This window comes from Micrococcus sp. R8502A1, from assembly GCF_006704135.1.
Taxonomy (GTDB): domain Bacteria; phylum Actinomycetota; class Actinomycetes; order Actinomycetales; family Micrococcaceae; genus Micrococcus; species Micrococcus luteus.
This window is the reverse complement of the sequence record NZ_VIGS01000022.1, coordinates 14,185-35,301: the sequence shown is the minus strand read 5'-3', so window position 1 is coordinate 35,301 and position 21,117 is coordinate 14,185. Positions and strand designations below refer to the sequence as shown.

The 21,117-nt window shown below is 73.5% G+C and carries 17 protein-coding genes and 1 pseudogene; 4 read left to right on the top strand and 14 right to left on the bottom strand.

Annotation, left to right across the window (positions count from 1 at the left end; translation table 11 throughout):
• The coding region (locus FLM69_RS06035) for a transposase (protein WP_141843477.1) at positions 1-428 on the top strand (428 nt) is incomplete at its 5' end.
• A gap of 269 nt (positions 429-697) precedes the next feature.
• Here FLM69_RS06035 and hutH read toward each other — a convergent pair.
• The 4 genes from hutH to hutU form a co-directional block, all read right to left on the bottom strand.
• Positions 698-2,311, bottom strand: a complete 1,614-nt coding sequence (hutH, locus tag FLM69_RS06030) for a histidine ammonia-lyase (protein ID WP_141843475.1) — start codon at positions 2,309-2,311, stop codon at positions 698-700.
• 29 nt (positions 2,312-2,340) lie between these two features.
• A complete protein-coding gene (gene hutI, locus FLM69_RS06025) occupies positions 2,341-3,546 on the bottom strand; it encodes an imidazolonepropionase (RefSeq protein WP_141843473.1) in 1,206 nt (401 codons plus the stop codon).
• Between the two features lie 49 nt (positions 3,547-3,595).
• Positions 3,596-4,972, bottom strand: a complete 1,377-nt coding sequence (locus FLM69_RS06020) for a YjiH family protein (protein WP_141843471.1) — start codon at positions 4,970-4,972, stop codon at positions 3,596-3,598.
• Positions 4,973-5,089: 117 nt separating this feature from the next.
• Positions 5,090-6,787, bottom strand: a complete 1,698-nt coding sequence (gene hutU / locus FLM69_RS06015; RefSeq protein ID WP_141843469.1) for a urocanate hydratase — start codon at positions 6,785-6,787, stop codon at positions 5,090-5,092.
• Positions 6,788-6,937: 150 nt separating this feature from the next.
• On the opposite strand from hutU, the gene FLM69_RS06010 reads away from it, so the two are divergent.
• Positions 6,938-7,651, top strand: coding sequence for an IclR family transcriptional regulator (locus FLM69_RS06010; protein ID WP_141843467.1), 714 nt, complete (start codon positions 6,938-6,940; stop codon positions 7,649-7,651).
• A gap of 113 nt (positions 7,652-7,764) precedes the next feature.
• On the opposite strand, the gene FLM69_RS06005 is transcribed toward FLM69_RS06010, so the two are convergent.
• Positions 7,765-8,304: a hypothetical protein gene (locus FLM69_RS06005; RefSeq protein ID WP_036384408.1), complete on the bottom strand. Its 540-nt coding sequence runs from the start codon at positions 8,302-8,304 to the stop codon at positions 7,765-7,767.
• A 136-nt stretch (positions 8,305-8,440) separates the two neighbouring features.
• Entirely contained in the window at positions 8,441-9,226 is a 786-nt protein-coding gene (locus tag FLM69_RS06000; RefSeq protein ID WP_078025417.1) for a carbon-nitrogen hydrolase family protein, read from the bottom strand.
• Positions 9,227-9,396: 170 nt separating this feature from the next.
• Here FLM69_RS06000 and FLM69_RS05995 point away from each other — a divergent pair, with 170 nt between their 5' ends.
• Entirely contained in the window at positions 9,397-11,616 is a 2,220-nt protein-coding gene (locus FLM69_RS05995) for a catalase (RefSeq protein ID WP_141843464.1), read from the top strand.
• A 127-nt stretch (positions 11,617-11,743) separates the two neighbouring features.
• Here the strand turns inward: FLM69_RS05995 and FLM69_RS05990 are convergent, their stop codons facing one another.
• Positions 11,744-13,033 carry an adenylosuccinate synthase gene (locus FLM69_RS05990; protein WP_069941931.1) on the bottom strand — a complete coding sequence of 430 codons (1,290 nt, stop codon included), beginning with the start codon at positions 13,031-13,033 and terminating at the stop codon, positions 11,744-11,746.
• Positions 13,034-13,169: 136 nt separating this feature from the next.
• Here FLM69_RS05990 and FLM69_RS05985 point away from each other — a divergent pair, with 136 nt between their 5' ends.
• Complete coding sequence (locus tag FLM69_RS05985; RefSeq protein ID WP_044658656.1) at positions 13,170-13,721, top strand: hypothetical protein; 552 nt, start codon at positions 13,170-13,172, stop codon at positions 13,719-13,721.
• A gap of 21 nt (positions 13,722-13,742) precedes the next feature.
• On the opposite strand, the gene bioD is transcribed toward FLM69_RS05985, so the two are convergent.
• The 7 genes and pseudogenes from bioD to FLM69_RS05945 form a co-directional block, all read right to left on the bottom strand.
• Positions 13,743-14,450, bottom strand: a complete 708-nt coding sequence (gene bioD / locus FLM69_RS05980; protein ID WP_098093797.1) for an ATP-dependent dethiobiotin synthetase BioD — start codon at positions 14,448-14,450, stop codon at positions 13,743-13,745.
• Positions 14,432-16,903: an aminotransferase class I/II-fold pyridoxal phosphate-dependent enzyme gene (locus FLM69_RS11545; RefSeq protein WP_231862047.1), complete on the bottom strand. Its 2,472-nt coding sequence runs from the start codon at positions 16,901-16,903 to the stop codon at positions 14,432-14,434. Before FLM69_RS11545 ends, bioD begins: the two co-directional genes overlap by 19 nt.
• On the bottom strand, positions 16,900-18,288 hold the full coding sequence (bioA, locus tag FLM69_RS05965) for an adenosylmethionine--8-amino-7-oxononanoate transaminase (RefSeq protein WP_141843462.1): 1,389 nt from the start codon (positions 18,286-18,288) through the stop codon (positions 16,900-16,902). The genes FLM69_RS11545 and bioA overlap by 4 nt, the downstream gene beginning before the upstream one ends.
• Positions 18,289-18,295: 7 nt before the next feature.
• The gene (gene bioB / locus FLM69_RS05960) at positions 18,296-19,534 is read right to left on the bottom strand and encodes a biotin synthase BioB (RefSeq protein WP_141843460.1); all 1,239 of its coding nucleotides are present in this window, start codon (positions 19,532-19,534) and stop codon (positions 18,296-18,298) included.
• 107 nt (positions 19,535-19,641) lie between these two features.
• Positions 19,642-20,034 carry a hypothetical protein gene (locus FLM69_RS05955; protein WP_141843458.1) on the bottom strand — a complete coding sequence of 131 codons (393 nt, stop codon included), beginning with the start codon at positions 20,032-20,034 and terminating at the stop codon, positions 19,642-19,644.
• Positions 20,035-20,144: 110 nt separating this feature from the next.
• Positions 20,145-20,738 (bottom strand): GNAT family N-acetyltransferase, encoded by a 594-nt coding sequence (locus FLM69_RS05950; protein ID WP_220478918.1) that lies wholly within the window; start codon positions 20,736-20,738, stop codon positions 20,145-20,147.
• Positions 20,739-20,831: 93 nt separating this feature from the next.
• Positions 20,832-21,022, bottom strand: a pseudogene (locus tag FLM69_RS05945) (transposase); the annotation flags it as partial.
• Positions 21,023-21,117 lie beyond the last annotated feature (95 nt).

Below are 21,117 nucleotides of genomic sequence, written 5' to 3'. Positions count from 1 at the left end.
CGCTGGTCAGCCTGATCACCCCCGGCCAGGCAGGGGACTCCCCGATGCTGCTTCCTCTTCTGGAGCAGCTGCGCGTGACCCGGCCAGTAGGGCGGCCCCGGACCCGCCCCGAGGCCGTGCTGGGCGACAAGGCGTACTCCTCCCGGGCGATCCGCACCCACCTACGCGCCCGCGGGATCAAAGCGGTCATCCCCGAACCGGCCGACCAGCAGGGCCACCGCAGACGGCGCGGTGCCCGCGGCGGGCGCCCCGTCAGCCTCGACGCGGACGCCTACAAGGGCCGCAACGTCATCGAGCGTCAGTACGCTCACCTGAAGCAGTGGCGGGGTCTGGCGACCCGGTATGACAAGTACGCGATCATCTACAGGGCCGCTGTGGTCCTGAATGCTGTGCTCGCATGGTCAAAACGATTGTCAGACATGCCCTAGCTGGTGTCGTGCTGCAGTCGGACTGATCGCGCCGTTCCGGCTTCACCCCACGACACCAACCACATGACGTTGCCCGGATTGTCTCCCGCCTGATCCATACGATCGTCAGCAGGCACAGGACGACGACGGCGCTCCTCACCTGAGCCGGAGCCGACCGGCCCGACCCGCAGGCCGCCCCCTCCGCACACAGAGTGGTCACGACACGCCGTCTCGCGCAGACGCACGCGGCGTGTCGTGACCACTCTGCGGCGTCGGACCACGCTGTGGCGTCAGTGCCCCTCGGCCTCGGCGCCCTCGGACTCCTCGGCCAGGTCCTGCGGCTCGGCGTCGACGGACGCGCCCGCGAGCGCCTCCGCCACGGCGGCCAGCACGGACCCGTCGCGCAGGGCCTGCTCGGCGGCGGCCAGCTGCGGGGCCATGTACTGGTCCGGGCCGGGGCCGGGGACGCCGGCCTCGCGGATCACGCGGACGGCGGCACCGGTCGCGGCGGAGGGCTGCAGCGGGGCGCGCAGCTCGATCGCGCGGGCGGCGGCCACGAGCTCGACGGCGAGCACGCGGCGGAAGTTCTCCACGGCCGAGCGCAGCTTGCGGGCGGCGTGCCAGCCCATGGAGACGTGGTCCTCCTGCATCGCGGAGGACGGGATGGAGTCCACAGACGCGGGCACGGCCAGGCGCTTCATGTCCGAGACGAGCCCGGCCTGCGTGTACTGGGCGATCATCATGCCGGAGTCCACGCCCGGGTCGTCCACGAGGAACGCGGGCAGCCCGTGCGAGCGGGCCGGGTCCAGCATGCGGTCGGTGCGGCGCTCGGACATGCTGGCGACGTCGGCCACCGGGATGGCCAGGAAGTCCAGCACGTACGCCACGGGCGCCCCGTGGAAGTTGCCGTTCGAGCTCACCCGGCCGTCGTCGAGCACCACCGGGTTGTCCACGGTGGCGGCGAGCTCGCGCTCGGCCACGGTGCGCACGTACGCGAGGGTGTCGCGCAGGCCGCCGGCCACCTGCGGGGCGCAGCGCAGCGAGTAGGCGTCCTGCACGCGGGAGTCGCCCTCCTTGTGGCTGGCCACGATCGGCGAGCCCGCCAGGATCTTCAGCATCCGGTCGGCGGAGGTCGCCTGGCCCGGGTGGGGGCGCAGCGGCAGGTGCAGCTCCGGCACGAACACGCGGTCGGTGCCGAGCAGCGCCTCCACGGACATCGCGGCGGTGAGGTCCACGGTGTCGGCGAGCTCCTCGAGGTCGGCCAGCGCCATGATCAGAATGCCGAGCATGCCCTCGGTGCCGTTGACGAGGGCCAGGCCCTCCTTCTCCCGCAGCTCGACCGGCTCGATCCCGGCCTCGGCGAGCGCCTCGCGGGCCGGACGCAGCGCGCCGTCCGTCCCGACGACGTCGCCCTCGCCCATCAGCGCCAGGGCCACGTGGGAGAGCGGTGCGAGGTCACCGGAGCAGCCCAGGGAGCCGAACTCGCGCACGGCGGGGGTGATGCCCGCGTTGAGCATGGCCACGAAGGTCTCGACCACCACGGGGCGCACGCCCGTGCGGCCGGAGGCCAGCGTGGTGGCCCGCAGGAACATCAGCGCGCGGACGACCTCGCGCTCCACCACGGGGCCCATGCCGGCGGCGTGGGAGCGGATCAGCGACTTCTGCAGCTGCGCGCGGGACTCGAGCGGGATGTGCTTGTCCGCGAGCGCGCCGAAGCCGGTGGACACGCCGTAGGTGGGGGTCTCGGCCTCGGCCAGCGCCTCGACGTGGCGGCGCACCGCGCCGACGGTCTCGAGCACGTCGTCGGCGAGCACCACGCGGGCGTCGTGGCGGGCCACGGCGACGACGTCGTCCAGGGTGGCCCCGGACGTGCCGAGCGTGACGGTGACGGGAGGGGTGGTCATGGTGATGCGTTCTCCTTGCTGTCGGTCGATCAGACGGCCCGGCGGCCCGCGCGCCAGACCGCATGGGTCAGCGGCATGCCGGGGCGGTAGGCCAGGTGGATGGCGGCGGGGGCGTCGAGCACGTGCAGGTCGGCGCGCTTGCCGACCTCGAGGCTGCCGACGCGGTCCTGCGCCCGCAGGCCGATGGCCCCGCCGAGGGTGGCGGCGCGCACGGCCTCGGCGAGGGTCAGGTGCATCTGCAGCACGGCGGTGCCCACGTTGAAGTTCATGGACGTCGTGTAGCTGGTGCCCGGGTTGCAGTTCGAGGCCAGGGAGACCTCGATGCCGGCGTCGAGCAGGCGACGCGCGGGCGCCAGCGGGGCGCGGGTGGACAGGTCGCACGCGGGCAGGCAGCCGGCCACGGTGCCGGGCGTGCCGGTGGCCGAGGCGCGGTCCCAGCCGGTCCAGGTGCCGGCGAGGGCCTCGACGTCCGCGTCGGAGAGGTGGTTGACGTGGTCCACGGAGGCGGCGCCGAACTCCACGGCCACGCCCACGCCCGGGCCCTGCTCGATCTGGTTGCCGTGCAGGCGCACGCCCAGTCCCGCCGCCACGCCCGCGGCGAGCACGCGGCGGGTCTGCTCGGCGTCGAAGGCGCCGGTGTCGCAGAACACGTCCACCCAGCCCGCGTGCTCCCGCACGGCCTCGAGCATCGGCCCGACGACGTCGTCGAGGTAGTCCTCCGCGTCCCGGCCCGGGGGCACGAGGTGGGCGCCGAGGAAGGTCACCTCGTCCACGAGGCCCTCCTCGCGCAGCCCGGCCAGCAGGCGCGCGTGGCGGGCCTCCTCGTCCACGGTGAGCCCGTAGCCGGTCTTGGTCTCGAGGTAGGTGGTGCCGCCGGCCACCGCGTCGGCCACCCGGCCGCGGACCAATTCGGCCAGGCGGTCGTCCGAGGCGGCACGGGTGGCGGAGGTGGTCACGCCGATGCCGCCGGCCGCGTAGGACTCCCCGGCCATGCGGGCCTCGAACTCGGCGGAGCGGTCCCCGTCGAACACGAGATGCGTGTGGGAGTCCACCCAGCCCGGCAGCACGGCGCGGCCCCCCACGGACACCCGGTCGTCCGCGTCCGGGGCGTCCGCGGCGGCGCCGATCCAGGCGATGCGCTCGTCCTCGACGACGACGGCCGCGTCCGTGAGCACCCGCCCCTCGGGGTCGACGGTGGTCAGCTCGGCGATGTCGGTGATGAGCGTGGAGCGCATGGGGGCCTCTCTCTGCGGGACGGACGGGACGGGACGGCGGGGCGGGGCCTCAGGTGAGCGCCGCGACCAGATGGGCCAGCGGCGTGGCCAGCACGATGGTGAGCGCCACGCGCTCGACCCAGATCACCAGGAGGTGCCACATCTTCACGGGGATGTCCGTGGCCAGGATGGCAGGAACCACCGCGGAGAAGAAGATGATCGCGGAGACGCAGACGACGCCGATCACGAACCGGGCGACGAGGTCCTCGTGACCGGCCGCCATCGTGGCCGGGATGAACATCTCGGCGATCGAGGTGGCGGAGGCCGAGGCCAGCAGGCCGGGGTCGGAGTAGCCGAACGCCCAGAACAGCGGGTAGAAGATCACGCCGATCCACTCGAACACGGGCGTGTAGGTGGCCAGGACCAGGGCGATCAGGCCCACGGACATGATGGAGGGCAGGATCTGGAGCACCATCACGAGGCCGTCCCGGAAGTTGACCCAGATGTTCTTCGGCAGGGACGGGGCCTCGGCGAGGGTCTGCTCGGCGGCGCGACGGGCCACGCGGAAGCGGTCCCGGGTGACGGCCTGCTCGGGCGAGTGCACTGCGCCGGGGTACACCTCGTCCGGGATGCGGCTCAGCGGCGGGATGCGCACGGTGATGGCCGTGACCACGAACGTCACCAGGAGGGTGCCGAAGAAGTACCAGAGCCAGATGTCCATCAGGCCCAGCGTCTTGGCCACGATCACCATGAAGGTCGCGGACACCGTGGAGAAGCCGACGGCGATGATCGCCGCCTCGCGGGCCGTATAACGGCCGCCGGTGTACATGCGGTTCGTGAGCAGCAGGCCCAGGGCGTAGGAGCCCACGAAGGAGGCCACGGCGTCGACGGCGGCGCGGCCGGGCACGCGCCAGATCGGCCGCATGGCCGGGCGCAGGTAGACGCCCACGAACTCCATGAGGCCGTAGCCGATCACGAGGGCCAGGAAGACGCCGCCGATGGGGACGATCAGGCCCACGGGCACCACGAGCTTGTCCATCAGGAACGGGCCGATGCTCTCGTCCAGGATCCAGCTCGGGCCCACGCCGAACACGACCATCGCCGAGGCGACCAGGCCGAGCACGGCGAGGAAGGCGAAGACCGTCCGGGTGGTGCTGGTGCGCCAGCGGCCCGAGGCGAACGGGTACACGGCGCCGGCGGCGATGATGGCCATGCCCACCCAGCGGTCGGCCGGGCCGAGCAGCCCGCGCACCCAGGTCACCAGGTGGTCCAGCGGGATGGAGCTCGCCCCGTTGATCGTGACGGGCACGAAGAACATGACGATGCCGATCGCCGAGTAGACGATCATGCGCCAGCGCGCCGGCGGGCGGGGCGCGTCGGCCTCGATCGCGGCCATCGCGGTGGTGTCGGTGTGCAGCTCGTGGTCTGCGGGGCGGGACGAGTCCATCGTGGTGTCCTTTCGATCGCGAGCCGGACGGGCGTCCGCCCGTCCGGCTCGCGGCGGTGAAGCCGTCGGACGGCGACGGCGCGGCGGCACCGTCGCCGTCCGACGACGTGACCGGGGTCAGTCCCGGATCGTGGCCTCCATGGGCACACGGACGCCGCGCTCGGCGGCGACCTCGACGGCGCGGGAGTAGCCGGCGTCGACGTGGCGGATGACGCCCATGCCGGGGTCGTTGGTGAGCAGCGCCTCGAGCTTGGCCGCGGCCAGCTCGGTGCCGTCGGCAACGCCCACCTGGCCGGCGTGGATGGACCGGCCGATGCCGACGCCGCCGCCGTGGTGGATCGACACCCAGGTGGCGCCGGAGGAGGTGGCGGTCAGGGCGTTCAGCAGCGGCCAGTCGGCGATCGCGTCGGAGCCGTCCAGCATGGACTCGGTCTCGCGGTACGGGGAGGCCACGGAGCCGGAGTCGAGGTGGTCGCGGCCGATCACGATCGGCGCCTTGACCTTGCCCTCGGCCACGAGCTGGTTGAAGAGCAGGCCGGCCTTGTGGCGCTCGCCGTAGCCCAGCCAGCAGATGCGGGCCGGCAGGCCCTCGAACTCCACGAACTCGGCGGCGCCGTCGAGCCAGCGGTGCAGGTGCTCGTTCTCGGGGAACAGCTCCTTCAGGGCCTCGTCGGTCACGCGGATGTCCTCCGGGTCGCCGGAGAGCGCGGCCCAGCGGAACGGGCCGAGGCCCTCGCAGAACAGCGGGCGGATGTAGGCCGGGACGAAGCCCGGGAACTCGAACGCGCGGGAGTAGCCGGCCTTGCGGGCCTCGTCGCGGATGGAGTTGCCGTAGTCGAACACCTCGGCGCCGATGTCCTGGAAGCCGACCATGGCCTCGACCTGGCGGGCCATGGACTCCTGGGCCTTCTTGGTGAAGGTGTCCGGGTCGGCCTCGGCCTCGGCGTGCCAGTCCTTCTCGTCGATCTCGATCGGCAGGTAGGACAGCGGGTCGTGCGCGGAGGTCTGGTCGGTGACGATGTCGATCTCGACGGTGCCGGCCTTCTGGCGCTCGAGCAGCTCGGGGAACACCTCGGCGGCGTTGCCCACGAGGCCCACGGAGACGGCCTCGCCGTCGCGCTTGGCCTGCATGACGCGCTCGACGGCCTTGTCGATGTCCGTCTCCACCTCGTCCAGGTAGCGCTTGCCCATGCGACGGCGCAGGCGGTCCTCCGAGACGTCCACGATCAGGCAGACGCCGCCGTTGAGGGTGACGGCCAGGGGCTGGGCGCCGCCCATGCCGCCGCAGCCGCCGGTGAGGGTGAGGGTGCCCTGGAGGGAGCCGTCGTAGCGCTTGCGGCCGATCGCGGCGAAGGTCTCGTAGGTGCCCTGCAGGATGCCCTGGGTGGCGATGTAGATCCACGAGCCGGCGGTCATCTGGCCGTACATCATCAGGCCCTCGGCCTCGAGCTTGCGGAACTCCGGCCACGTGGCCCAGTCGCCCACGAGGTTGGAGTTGGCGATCAGCACGCGCGGGGCCCACTTGTTGGTGCGGAACACGCCCACCGGCTTGCCGGACTGCACCAGGAGGGTCTCGTCCTCCTCGAGGTCCTTGAGCGTGGCGACGATGGCGTCGTAGGCCTCCCAGGAGCGGGCCGCGCGGCCGGTGCCGCCGTAGACGACGAGGTCCTCGGGACGCTCGGCGACCTCGGGGTCCAGGTTGTTCATGAGCATCCGCAGCGGGGCCTCGGTCTGCCAGGACTTGGCGGACAGCTCGGTGCCGCGCGGGGCGCGGATGGTGCGGGACGGGTCGTGCTGGGTGAAGCCCACGGCCATGGCAGTTCCTCTCGACGGGGTGCGTGCGCCGCCGGGACGGGTGGCCCCGGTGATTTCACGGCTCGGCATGCACTTTCCGATCATTGAAACAGTGACTCCCCTCACGTGCAAGCCCGATCCGCGTGTCCCGCACCCGTTACGCTCCCTGTCATGACCACCACCCCCACCGCCTCGACGCGCACCGTGGACCGGGCCCTGGACCTGCTCGCCGCCGTCACCGAGCAGCCCCGGCTGAGCCTGACCGAGGCCGCCCGCGCCACGGAGCTGCCGGCGTCCACGGCGCTGCGCCTGCTGCGCAGCCTCGAGGGATCCGGCTTCGTGGCCCGCGACGACGACGGCGCCTACCGCCCCGGCGTGCGCCTCATCCAGCTCGGGGCGCGGGCCTTCTCCCGGGACTCGCTCGTGCAGCTGGCCCGCGGGCCGATGGACCACGTCGTGGCCGCCACAGGCGAATCCGTCTACCTCTCGGTGACGACCCCTCCGGACTCCGCCGTCTACCTGGCGATCGTGGAGGGCACGCATTCGGTCCGCCACACGAACTGGGTCGGACGCACCGTCCCCCTGGCGGGCACGGCCGTGGGCGACGCCCTGCGCGGCAGCGTGGCCGCGGGGGACTACACGCTGCGCACCCGTTCCGTGGAGAAGGACGTCACCTCGCTGTCCGCCCCCATCAGTGTGGCGGGCACGGTGGTCGGTGCGCTCAGCACGCTCGTGCCGGCCTACCGCTGCACGGACGAGCTGGCGGACCGGTGCGGGGCGGCCCTCGTCGCCGCCACCGACGAGCTGGCGCACCTGCTCGGGGCGGCGGACACTCCCAGGGAACGCCCAGCCGACTCCCCTGGAAAGCCCAAGGCGCGTTCGTAGGCTGAAGCCACCTCATCGAAGGTGCGAGTGATGACGGAGAAGGCCCCGGGCCCGGCGAGAGCCGGAACCGGGGCCTTTCTCTGTGCCCAGCGCCCAAGGCGCCGGGTCCGGGATCAGCGGCGGGAGGAGACGACGCCCGCCCAGAGGCCGCCGAGCAGGCCGGCCACCGGCAGCATCCAGAACAGGTGCACGCCCGACCCGTAGAGGACGGTGTTGGAGAACACCGCGAACAGGCCCACGGCACCGAGGAAGCCACCGACCACGCCACCGACCACGTAGCGCACGACGGAGCGGGCGGCCCCGCCCATCAGCAGCACGACCAGGTAGCCGGCCGCGCCCGCCAGGGCGCCGCCCACCAGGCCGAACATGAACGACTGCACCAGCACGACCCAGCCGTGGCCGGTCTCGCCCAGCGCCACGGAGCCGTTGGGATCACCCAGGCCGCCGGTGAGCACGCGCACGACGTTGCCGATGATCACGACGAGCACCGAGAGGAGGATGACGCGGTTGGTGAAGCCCCAGCCGTCCACCGGGCGCAGCGGCTCGAGCACCTCCTCCTCCACCACGGCGTGGCGCACGGGGCGGGCCGGGGTGGTGTGGGCGTTCGCGGTGTGGGGCTGGACGGCGTGGCTGCCGTCGGCGTTGATGGTCATCTCTGATCTCCCGTCCCGCCCCGGGCGGGGCGCGTTCCGAGCGCCGGGGCGCCCGTCTGGTTGCACGTCTGACGTGATTTTAGGCTTTTCCCAGCCCGAGGGGGTAATGGTGACCCGTCCGCCGGGCGGGGACGGCTCAGAGGACGTCGGTGCGGCGGTTGGCGAGCGAGGGGAGGAACTCCCGGACCTCGTCGATCCGCTCGCGGGTGACCTCCGCGGTCGCCACGGCCTCCCGCTCGTCGGCGAGCTCGGCGACGGGCAGCGCCAGCGGGTCCACGATCATCGAGTGGCCCACGGTGCCGTCCGAGCACGTGTCCGCCGCGGCCACCCACACGGTGTTCTCCACCGCGCGGGCCTTGAGCAGGGTGCGCCAGTGCTCCACCTTGTGCTCGCCGGAGAACCACGCCGCGGGGATCACGAGCACGTCCGCGCCCTCCACCGCGAGACGCCGGGACAGCTCGGGGAAGCGCAGGTCGTAGCAGGTGAGCAGGCCCAGGCGGAGCCCGCCGAGCTCGATCGCGGCGACGCCGCCGTCGCCGGGGGTGATCCGGTCCGACTCGCGGTGCGCGAACGCGTCGTAGAGGTGGAGTTTGCGGTACGCGCCCAGCCGGGCGCCGTCCGCGCCCACCGCCAGCAGCGTGTTGTAGGGACGCCGGTCCGGTCCCGGCTCGTAGCCGCCCGCGACGACGGCGATCCCGTGCTCCCGCGCCAGCGCGGCCAGGCCCGCGGCGAACGGCTCCCAGGCCGCGGCGACGGCGTCGGGGAACTCCTCCCCCACCTCGCGGGCCCCGAGCATGGCCTCCTCGGGCAGCACCAGGAGGTCCGCCCCCTCGCCCGCGGCGCGGGCGGCGAGGCGGGCCATCACGGCCAGGTTCTCCTCGACGTCGCCCACGGGCCCGAACTGTCCGACGCTGATCCTCATGCCCCCAGGGTAGCCAGGCCCCTGCCGGTGGCCGTCAGCCCTGGTCAGCGCTGGGGCCAGCCGCCACGCTGGGGACCGGGCACGACGTCGGCCCGCATCGGCCGCCGTCGTCCTCCGCCCCCGATCCGCGCGGCACCGCGCGGCACGTCGACACCACAGGAGCAGACGCGATGACCACCCAGCAGCCCGACATCCCCGGCACGCCGGGGCCGATCACCCCCGACCTCGAGGAGCACACCGCCCTCACCCACCCGGACCAGCCCGTGGCCGTCCCGGCCCCGGACCAGCGCGGTCCGGCACAGGTCTCCCCCACCGGCCAGGACACCGGCGCCGACCCCGCGACCGCCGCGCAGGGCTGCCCGTACCTGACCACCGCGCACGGCGTCCGCCTGCAGGACTCGGACCACTCGCTCAAGGCCGGCCGCCGCGGCCCCACCCTGCTGCAGGACCACCACCTGCGGGAGAAGCTCAGCCACTTCGACCACGAGCGCATCCCCGAGCGCGTGGTCCACGCCCGCGGCGCCGGCGCCCACGGCGTGTTCCGCGGCTACGGCACCGCCGCGAAGATCAGCCGGGCCGGGCTCTTCGCCAAGGACAAGGAGACGGAGGTGTTCGTCCGCTTCTCCACCGTGGCCGGCTCCCGCGGCTCCATGGACCTGGCCCGCGACACCCGCGGCTTCGCCACCAAGTTCTACACGGACGAGGGCACGTGGGACCTGGTGGGCAACAACATCCCCGTGTTCTTCGTGCAGGACGCCATCAAGTTCCCGGACGTGGTGCACTCGGTGAAGCCGCACCCGGACCGCGAGATCCCGCAGGCGCAGTCCGCGCACGACACGTTCTGGGACTTCGTGTCCCTGCACACCGAGGCCCAGCACCACACCCTGTGGAACATGTCCGACCGCGGCATCCCGCGCTCCTACCGCATGATGGAGGGCTTCGGCGTCCACACCTACCGCCTGATCGCGGCGGACGGCTCCACCGTGCTGGTCAAGTTCCACTGGAAGCCGATGCTCGGCGTGCACTCCGTGACCTGGGAGGAGGCGCTGCTCACCAACGGCATGGACCCGGACTTCCACCGGCGTGACCTCGCCGACGCGATCGAGGCCGGCGCGTTCCCCGAGTGGGAGCTCGGCGTGCAGGTGTTCGAGGACAACGAGGAGCAGATGTTCGAGGGCATCGACCTGCTCGACCCCACGAAGCTGGTCCCGGAGGAGCTCGCCCCCGTGCAGCCCCTCGGCCGCATGACGCTGAACGCCAACCCGTCCAACTACTTCGCGGAGACGGAGCAGGTGGCCTTCAACCCGGCCAACCTCGTGCCCGGCATCGACGTCACCAACGACCCGCTCCTGCAGGGCCGCCTCTTCTCCTACCTGGACACGCAGCTCACCCGCCTCGGCGGGCCGAACTGGAACCAGCTGCCCATCAACCGCCCGCACGCCCCGGTCAACGACATGCTGCGTGACGGCTTCCACCAGAGCGCCGTGCATCGCGGCGTGGCGCCGTACCGGCCCAACTCGCTCGACGGCGGCCTGCCGTACGAGACCCCCGCGGACGACCACGCGTTCATCGAGCACCCGGAGCCGCTGCCGGCCTCGGTGAAGGAGCGCGCGCACGCCGCGTCCTTCAACGACCACTTCTCGCAGGCGCGCCTGTTCTTCCTCTCCCTCTCCGAGGTGGAGCGCGAGCACGTGGCGCAGGCGTACACGTTCGAGCTGGGCAAGTGCTACGAGCAGACCATCCGAGAGCGCCAGCTGGCCCACCTCGCCGCGATCGACACGCGACTGGCCCAGCAGGTCGCGGACGGCCTGGGCATCCCCGTCCCCGCGCCGACCGAGACCCCGGCCGACGTGCAGCCCTCCCCCGTGCTGTCCCAGATCGGCGGGGCGTGGCCGCTCGACGGCCGTCAGGTCGGCGTCGTGGTGGGCGAGTCCGTGGACGAGAAGGAGCTGGACGCCCTCGTGCAGGGCATCCACGGTGCGGGCATGGTCCCGCTGGTCATCGCACCGAAGGGCGGCCCCGTGGCCGGGGAGATCGTGGCCCAGCGGACCTACCTGACCGCCGCGTCCATCGAGCTGGATGCCGTGGTCGTGGCCTCGCCGGCGGCCCCCGCCGCAGACGCCGCCCCCAGCCTGGACCAGAAGGCCGGCGCCGCCGACTCCGAGGCGGTGGACCCGCGCGTCGTCAAGGTGCTGCAGGAGATGTGGCGCCACTCGAAGGCGATCCTCGCCCTCGAGCCGGCGGAGGCCGTCCTCGCGGCCGCCCAGGTGTCCGGCAAGGGCGTCGAGTCCGCGGCGGACGGCGCCTCCGCCGTCAGCCGGCTGACGGAGCTGCTGCCCGCGCACCGCGTGTGGGAGCGCTTCCCGACGACGGGCCGCCTGGCCGACTGACCCGGCGGACCCCCGGGCGCTTTCGAACGTGAGATAGGGCCTATCTCACGTTCGAAAGCGCCCATTCGCCCTCTTTCACGTTCGAAAGTGCAGGCCAGGGCGGGCCGGGCCGGGGCGGCGGGCCGGGTCAGTCCTCGATGAGGTCCCGGACCTGGACCACCTGGTCGCGGCCCGGGCCCACGCCGATCGCGGAGATCCGGCACCCGGAGAGCTTCTCGAGGGCCTCCACGTAGCGCTGGGCGTTCAGCGGCAGGTCGGTGAACGCGCGGGCACCGGAGATGTCCTCGGTCCACCCGTCGAAGTGCTCGTACACCGGCTTCGCGTGATGGAACTCGGTCTGGGTCATGGGCATGCGGTCGTGGCGCACGCCGTCCACCTCGTAGGCCACGCACACCGGGATCTTCTCGATGCCGGTGAGCACGTCCAGCTTGGTGAGGAAGTAGTCCGTGAAGCCGTTGATCCGCGCGGCGTAGTGGGCCATGACGGCGTCGTACCAGCCGGTGCGCCGCGGGCGGCCGGTGTTCACGCCGAACTCGCCGCCGGTGGTGCGCAGCTGCTCGCCCATCTCGTCGAAGAGCTCCGTGGGGAACGGGCCGGCGCCGACGCGCGTGGTGTAGGCCTTCACGATGCCGATGGTGCGGGAGAAGCGGGTGGGGCCGATGCCCGCGCCCACGGCCGCGCCGCCGGCGGTCGGGTTGGACGAGGTCACGAACGGGTAGGTGCCGTGGTCCACGTCCAGGTAGGTGGCCTGGCCGCCCTCCATGAGCACCACCTTGCCCTCGTCCAGGGCGTCGTTGAGCAGGTTCACGGAGTCCACGACCATGGGGCGCAGGCGGTCCGCGTAGCCCAGGAAGTACTCGGCGATCTCGTCCACGGTGACGGCGCGGCGGTTGTAGAGCTTCACCAGCAGCTCGTTCTTCTGCCGCAGGGCGCCCTCGATCTTCTGGCGCAGGATCGACTCGTCGAAGATGTCCTGCACGCGGATGCCCAGGCGGGCCACCTTGTCCATGTAGGTGGGGCCGATGCCGCGGCCGGTGGTGCCGATCGCACGCTTGCCCAGGAACCGCTCGGTCACCTTGTCCATGGTCTGGTGGTACGGCGCCACGAGGTGGGCGTTGGCGGAGATCTTCAGGTGCTCGCACGAGTGGCCGCGGGACTCGAGCCCGTCGATCTCCTCGAACAGCGCCTCCAGGTTCACCACCACGCCGTTGCCGATCACCGGCACCGCGTTGGGCGAGAGGATGCCGGCGGGCAGCAGCTTGAGCTCGAACTTCTCCCCGTTGACGACGACGGTGTGCCCGGCGTTGTTGCCGCCGTTCGGCTTGACGACGTAGTCCACTCGCCCGCCCAGCAGGTCGGTGGCCTTGCCCTTGCCCTCGTCGCCCCACTGGGCTCCGACGATCGCGATCGCTGGCATCTGCATCTCTCCTCAGGGCGGCGGGTCGTCCCGGACCGGCCCGTACATGGAAAACGCCCCCTTGCGGTGCGCACGGAGGCCGTACCCCCGAAGCCTACCAGCGTGACGGATGCCACCCTCTGGCTACGCTGACGCCATGAGCACCGCAGCGCCCCACACCCAGCACTCGGACTTCCCCTCCCCGACCCCCACCCGCAAGGGTCCGAGCGTGGGCACGTGGCGTCCCTGGGCCGTGCTGCCGTGGGCGCTGGCCCTCCTCGCCCTGCCCTTGATCGCGCTCGCCCTGCGCTCCAACTTCGGCGCGAACGGCTGGATGACGGTCATCTACATGGTCTTCGGCGCCCTGCCCCACGAACTCGTCCTCATGGTCCTGGTGGGAAGCCTGTTCCTCCTGCCCCGCGTGAACCCGCAGGATGAGCAGCGGGGCGGCATCCGGCTGGGGCGCCTGCTGCACACGCTGCTGGGCGTCTCCTGGGGGTCCTTCGCGCTGGCCGCGATCATCTTCCCCGACGGCGGCGACCACCCGGACTCCGGCGCCACGACCCCGGTGCTCATGGACCTGCTCGGCAAGAGCACCGCGATGGACGTCGGCATCGTGGGCGGCCTCGCCCTCGTGGCCGTCAGTGCGCTCACCGGTCTCGCGGTGATCGTGGTGTGCGTGGTGCGGCGGATCCGCGCCGTTCGCTGAGCACGCTCCCGACGACGGCGGTCAGCGCGCCGACATGACGCGCGGCGGGGTGCCCCGCGGCACCGTCTCCAGCACCGCCCCGTGGGCGCCGGCCAGGCGGGCCAGGAACACGAGGTTGGCCCGCTCGACGGGGTCTGGGTCCGCGGCCACGCCGCTGACGAGGATCCGCTCCGGCGCCACGCCACGGGCGGCGGCGTGCTCCACCGTGAGGCGCGCGTGGTTCTGCGTGCCCAGCCCGGGGCGCGCCACGACCGTCAACCCCGCGTCGAGCCCGGCCGCCCGCAGCGCGCGCACGGCGTCCACAGGCCCCTCGTCGGCCTCGGTCCACGCCACGGTGATCCCGCCGGCGCCCTCGATGAGCAGGTGGTCGACGCCCGCGGCGAGGCCACGCCACCGGCCCAGCTGCTCACCCAGAGGCGGCAGAGGGGGCGTCCCCTCCCCCGCGTGGGCGACCGCGTCCACGGGGGCCATCGCGGGGCCGACCCGCGCCCCCTCGGACACGGTCAGGCGGGCCGGAGCGGCGGCGTCGAGCGCGCCGGATGCGGCGGCCGCGGCCACCAGGTCCCGGACGGTCTCGACGTCGCCGGCCTCCCCCGGTGCGACGCCCGTCTGCACCGGCTTGTCCACGTGCACGCGGAGCCCGGCCACCAGGGCACGGGCCGCGAGCGCGGCGGTGCCCCACGTCTTGCCGACGTCCGTGTCCGTGCCGGTCACGACCTCGATGCGCATGTGTCCACTCCACTCTGCTCGATTCGGATGTCCTCGCCGCCGTGCCACGGTCCGGGCGTCACGAGCACGTGCTGCGGCGCCTGGAAGGAGAGCAGGCGCAGCCACGTCGCCGGCGGCCCGGTGAGCCGGGCGTCCGGCAGCAGGCGGGCGACCTCGCGGACCACGAGGGCGGTCTCGAGCTCCGCGAGCCCGGCCCCGAGGCAGCGATGCAGGCCGAAGCCGAAGGCGAGCCGGGCGTCGTCGTGCTGTTCGCCGCTGAGGTGCAGCAGGAGCTCGTCGCCGGCGCGGACCTCGTGCTCGCCGACGCGGACGTCCGCCGTGGCGAGGCGCCGCCAGGTGGGCACCGAGGAGCTCGTCCGGAGGCACTCGGCCACGAGCTCGGCCGCGGCCGCCTCCGCCGCATCGGCTCCGGCGCCCCCGTCCGCCCCGGCGCCGAGCGCGGCCCAGCGGGCGGGGTCGGCCAGGGCGCGGGTGAGCGCGGTGGAGATGAGCAGCCGGGTGGTCTCCTGCCCGGCGATCACCAGGAAGTAGCCGAGGGAGACGATCCGCTCGTCGTCGACGCCGGCCTCGTGCAGCGCCGCGAACAGGTTGCCGGGCTGTGCGTCGTCCCCGCGCGCCTCGACGACGGCCCCGCGCAGCCACCGGTGGAAGTCGGCGGCGGAGCGGGCGAGCCGCAGCTGGCGGTCCTCGTCCGGCCAGCCCCAGAACAGTTCGAGGGAGTCGGCGCTCCAGCGGTGCAGCTGCGCCTCGGGCGGGTTGGGCACGCCGGTCAGGGCGGACATCACGCGCGCCGGGACCGCTGCCGCCACGGTGGTCGCCAGGTCCACGGCCCCGCCTGCGCGGCCGGTGTCCGCGAGGGCGGCCGTGAGGGCCATCCGGGTGGTCGCGAGGATCCGGCCGCGGGCTTCGCGCACCTTCGCCGGGGAGAAGAACGGTGCCACGACGCGACGCACCGCCCGGTGCTCCTCCCCGCCGGCGGAGGCGAGCACGGGCGGCAGCCGGAAGCGGGCGGCGGCCAGGATGCGGCGGGCCGGGCCGCTCAGCGGGACGACCGCCGTGAGGGCGTTGTCCGAGGCGAACGTCCCGGGGTCGGTGAGCACGCGCCGCAGGTCGGCGGGATCGGAGATCCGCAGGTGGTCGCCGCGCACGGCCTCCGGCCGTGGGTCGCCGTGGGCGAACGGGCAGCCCGTGGACGCGCCCCACGCCCGGGCGGCCACGCTCGCCACCGCCTCCAGCGCCGCCCGCAGCCGGGGCTCGGGGACGGCGGTGGTCACGCTCACGCGGAGGCGGGCGATGCCGTCGGGCACGCTGGGCGGGCGGAAGCATCCCACGAGGACGCCGTGCGCGCGCAGCTCCGCGGCCGCGGCGACGGCCTGCTCCGGTCCGGGCATGCGGATCGAGTGGACGGCGCCCGCCCCGACCTCCACGTGCCCGGCCAGCTCGGGCCGGCGGGTGAAGACGTCCACGGCCGTCTCCCGGGCCCGCGCGAGCCGTGCCGCGGGCTCCCCCGTGGCGGCGATCCGGCAGGCGGCCGCCGCGGAGGCGGCGAGCACGGGGGCCAGGGCCGTGTCGAAGACGAAGGTGCGGGCGGTGTTGAGCACGTGGTCGCGCCAGGACCGCGCGTCGGGCCCGCCGAACAGGGCCAGACCGCCCTGGCCGCCGAGGGCCTTCGAGCAGGTGGCGGTGACCACGACGGGCGCCTGCCCCGCCCACAGTCCCAGGGCGCCCGTGCGGCTGCCGCCGGGGACCACGCCGAGCGAGTGGGCCTCGTCCACCACGAGCAGGGCGCCGTGTTCGGCGGCCAGGGCGGCCAGGGCGGGCAGGTCGGCCTCGTCCCCCAGCACGGAGTACAGGGACTCGACCACCAGCACGATCCGTCGCGCCCGCCCTTCGGTGCGCAGCCGGTCGAGGGCGGCCCGGAAGGCGGGCACCCTGTTGTGCTCCACCGTGGTGACCGACGCGCCCGCCAGGGGGGCGAACGCCCCTGAGCGGGCGGTGACGGCGAGGGCGGCGCCGTCGCGCAGGCTCGCGTGGGCGTGCTCGTCCAGGAGGAAGGCGGTGCCCGGCCCGGCCAGGGCGCCGAGGACACCGAGGTTCGCGGTGTAGCCGGAGGAGAAGGCGAGGGCGGCATCCGCGTCGGCCAGCGCGGCGGCGGCGGACTCGAGGTCGGCGTGCGCGGGATGCGTCCCCGTGACGACGCGGGAGGCCCGCGCCCCGACCGGCCCCTCGGTGGCGATGCGCGCGGCGGCGGCCCGCACGTCCGGGTGGACGGCCAGGCCCAGGTAGTCGTTGGCGGCCAGGTCCACGACGCTCGACGACGGCGCGCCCGGCTCCGGCGGGTCGGCGCGGCGCTCCAGGCCGCGGCGCGCGCGGACGGCGGCCCGAGAGCCCAGCCACGAGGACCAGGGGTCGGCGGGCGTGCTCGTGGCCGCGCCGGCCTCGGCGGTGTTCATGCGCAGACCTCCTCGACGGCCCCGGTGACGGCCGCGCAGATCGTGGCGACGTCGTCGTCGGTGCTCACGTAGGGCGGCATCACGTACACCAGCCGCCGGAAGGGGCGCACCCATGCACCGCGGGCGACGGCGGCCCGAGTGACGGGCTCGACGTCCACGGTCCGGTCCAGCTCCACGACGCCTACCGCACCCAGGACCCGCACGTCGGTGACGGCGGGCAGGTCGGCGGCCGCCGCCAGCCCGGCGCGCAGCCCGGCCTCGACGCGGGGCACCTGGGCGGCCCAGCCGTCGCGCGGGTCGGTGAGCAGGTCGAGGGACGCGGAGGCGACCGCGCACATCAGCGGGTTGCCCATGAACGTGGGCCCGTGCAGGAGAGCCCCGGGCATGCCCCGTTCCCGCCGGGAGACCGTCTCGGCGACCTCGGCGGTGCACAGCATGGCCGCGCCCGTCATGGTGCCGCCGGTGAGCGCCTTGCCGAGGCACAGCACGTCCGGGGCGACGCCGGCCCCTTCGCACGCGAGCCAGCGGCCGGTGCGGCCGAAGCCGGTGGCGATCTCGTCGGCGATGAGCAGGAGCCCGTGCTCGTCGCACAGCTCGCGCAGCACGGTGAGGCAGCGCGGGTCGTAGACGCGCATGCCCCCCGCCCCCTGGAGCACGGGTTCGAGGATCACGCCGGCGATCTCGTCCGCATGCGCGGCGGTGAAGGCGCGGGCCTCGTCCTCCCACGCGGCGAGGGGGGCGTCGTCGGCCTCCCAGTGGCCGGCCGGAGCGGCGTCGGGTGCCATGGGTGCCGCGGCGACGCCCTCGGGCACCCAGCGTGCCGCCGGCGGGCGGGGCAGGAACAGATGCCGAGCCACGAGCGAGGTGAAGGCCGCGTGCATGCCGTCCACGGGATCGCACACGCCCATGGGCGCGGCGGTGTCCCCGTGGTAGCCGCCGCGGACCGTGAGGAATCGGCGGCGGCTGGGCCGGCCGCGCGTCGCCTGGTACTGGAGGGCGAGCTTGAGCGCAACCTCCACCGAGACCGAGCCGGAGTCGGCGAGGAACACGTGCTCGAGCGCGGCGGGGGTGTGCGCGACGAGCCGTTCCGCCAGGTCGACGGCGGGCGCGTGCGTGAGCCCGCCGAACATGACGTGCGGGAAGGCCGCGGCCTGCCGGGTCAGGGCCTCGACGAGCGCGGGGTGCCCGTGCCCGTGCACCACGGACCACCAGGACGCCATCGCGTCGATGGCGCGGTGACGCTCCCCGCCCGGCCCCTCGAGGTCGAGGTGGACGCCCCGGGCACCGCGCACGGCGTAGAGCTGGCGGGCGCCGGCGGCCCCGTAGGGGTGCCAGAGGTGGGCGGCGTCGCGGTCGAGGAGGCCGGCTTCAGCGGGGGCGGTCACGGTGCGTTCAGGCGTTGGCGGGCTCGGCCGTGCCCGCGCCCCGACGGCGCAGCCCGGGCTTCACGGCGCCCTCGGCGCCCGTGTCGGGTCGGGCGTCCTCCGCGGCCCCGGCCTCCGAGGCGACGGCCGCACCGGAGCCGCACGAGCCGGCGTCGTCCGTGCCGGCGCAGCAGCCGCCGGCCGGGGCGCCGTCGTCGGCCGTGGCCCGCCGCGCACGCTCCTCGGCGCCGAGCACGGTGAAGCCGGCGTCGGCGATCATCTGCAGATCCGCCTCGGCGTCCTGGCCCTCGGAGGTGAGGTAGTCGCCGAGGAAGATCGAGTTGGCCACCTGCAGGCCGACCGACTGCAGGGAGCGCAGGTGCATCTCGCGGCCGCCGGCGATGCGCAGCTCCTTGTCCGGGCACGCCAGGCGGACCATGGCGAGGATGCGGAGGCACTCGAGCGGGGTGAGCTGCTGGTGGCCCTGCAGCGGGGTGCCGTCGAAGGGCATGAGGAAGTTGACGGGGATGGAGTCGGAGTCCAGGTCGCGGAGCGCGAGGACGGCCTCGACGAGCTGCTCGTGCGTCTCCCCCATGCCCGCGATCAGGCCGCTGCAGGAGGACAGGCCGGCGGCGCCGGCGCGCTGCACGGTGTCCACGCGCTGCTCGTAGGTGTGGGAGGTGCAGATGGACTCGTAGTGGGACTCGGCCGTGTTGAGGTTGTGGTTGTAGGCGTCGACGCCGGCGTCCTTGAGCTTCTCGGCCTGGCCGTCCTTGAGGAAGCCGAGACACGCGCACACCTCGACGTCCGGGTGCTGGGCCTTGAGGTCGCCGACCATGCCGGCCACGCGGTCGACGTCGCGGTCCGTGGGGCCGGTGCCCGAGGCGACCATGCACACGCGCGAGGCGCCGCCGGCGATGCCCAGACCCGCCTGGCGGACGGCCTCCTCCGGCTTGAGCCACGTGTAGCGCAGGATCTCGGCCTCGGTGCCGAGCCGCTGGGAGCAGTAGGTGCAGTTCTCCGGGCAGAGGCCGGTCTTGAGGCTGACCAGGTAGTTGACCTTGACGGTGCGGCCGAAGTGCTTCTCGCGCAGGCGCGAGGCCGCCGCGACGATGCGGAACGTGTCCGCGTCCGGGGCGTCCAGCACAGCGACGGCCTCCTCAGCGGTAAGCACGTGGCCCGCCTCGATGCGGTCCACGAGGGCCTCGGGGTCGAGGGCGGCGGCGGGGCGGGGGTCGACGGCGGGGGAGTCCTGGGTGGCGGTCATGCGGGCCTCTCCGGTGGGCGGGGCTCGGCCCCGGGTGGGTCTGACTCGAGGGACTCTAACAGTGTTCATTGAACAGTGTTCAGGAGCGGGGGGCCATGACCCCGACGTCAGCGCCCGTGCCGGTCCAGAGGGACCGGCTCGGGCCGAGGCTGCTCCTCGAACGTCGTCGTCGCCGCGAGGATGCCGTGGGCGGCGGCAGCGAGCACCGCGCCGAGCAGACCGGCCACGACCGCCCGGACGCCGGCGTCGTCGATCGCGTTCAGCACCAGCCCCGGAATGACCGCGGCCCCCATCAGCAGCATCACCCACGCGGTGGAGCCGGCTCCGGCGTCAAACACGTTGCGGCGAGCCTGCTCCGCCTCGACCCGGTGATGCACCCCTCGCAAGGCGAGCATCGCCCCGAGGGCCGTGACGGCCACCAGCGTCAAACCCCACCCCAGTCCCAGATCCTGCCGCAGCCCCGCGAACACACCAGCCGAACCCACCAGGGGAGGTGCCACACCGATGCGCCACCGCCACTCACGCTCATTCCCCACCCGGCTCACAGCCCCCTGCTGGCACACGGCCCTCGGCGGTGGAGCGGCAGATCATGCGGTCGTGGCCGCCGGGATCACTCCTGCGTAAGGGGCGAATGGAACTCCGAGGCGAGCATCGCGTAGGTGGCGCCATCCACCCAGCCGCGCGTGAGATGCAGAGACTCCTCCTTGAACGTGCCCTCGTGACGCATCCCCACCTTCTCCATGATGCGCAGGCTCGGAGCGTTGTCCGCGAAGGCATGAGCCTCCACGCGCCGCACACCCAGATCGTCGAACGCGAAGCCCAGCAGGGCTCGCGCAAGCTCGGTGCCATAGCCCTGCCCGGCCTGGCGCGGATCGATCGTCCAGCCGAGCTCGGCCTGGGCGTCCCGGGCTTCCTCCCGCGGGCCGCCCTGACTCCACGCGTCCTGCACCGCGACCTTCCCGACACCGACGATGACGTCTCCGGCCCGCACGGTGAGACGGTCCCCCGCCCCGAGGTAGGACTCGCGCAGCGCGTTCTCACTCTCCGGGCGGCCGGAGGTCCACGACCACACCTGCTCACGACGGCAGAAGCTCCACACGGCGGGTGCATCGAGACCCCGGAACGGGGTGAGGGTCAGCCGGCGGGCTCGCAGCGGGAAGCAGACGCCTCGACTCGCGGCGAGCTCCAGGAGAGGGGTGGCCATGACAGACAGGGTACGAACAAAAGTTCTCGAGTCAGCCCCCGGACAGACCAGTGCCCGCACCCTGCGTCGATGTCAGATCCACGCGGCCTCTCAGGGCCCGTTGACCTCGGGCAGATCCCGCCACGGAGTCCCGCACCTGCACTGGCAGATGATCGCTTCGACCATCGTGCGGACATCCGAGAAGGGTCGACCCTGCCGGCCCGTGCGGTCTGGAGCAGCGGGGCGATCAGCTCCGATCGGGCGTCGGAGACGACGTGTGTAAGCGGCCATGAAAAGCTGCCCATAGGTGGCCAGGGAATGACCCGCTGACGGCCATGAGGACTGCCCAGTGATGGCCACGGGAACTGCCCGGTGCTGGCCATCTGGTTTGCCCGCGTTG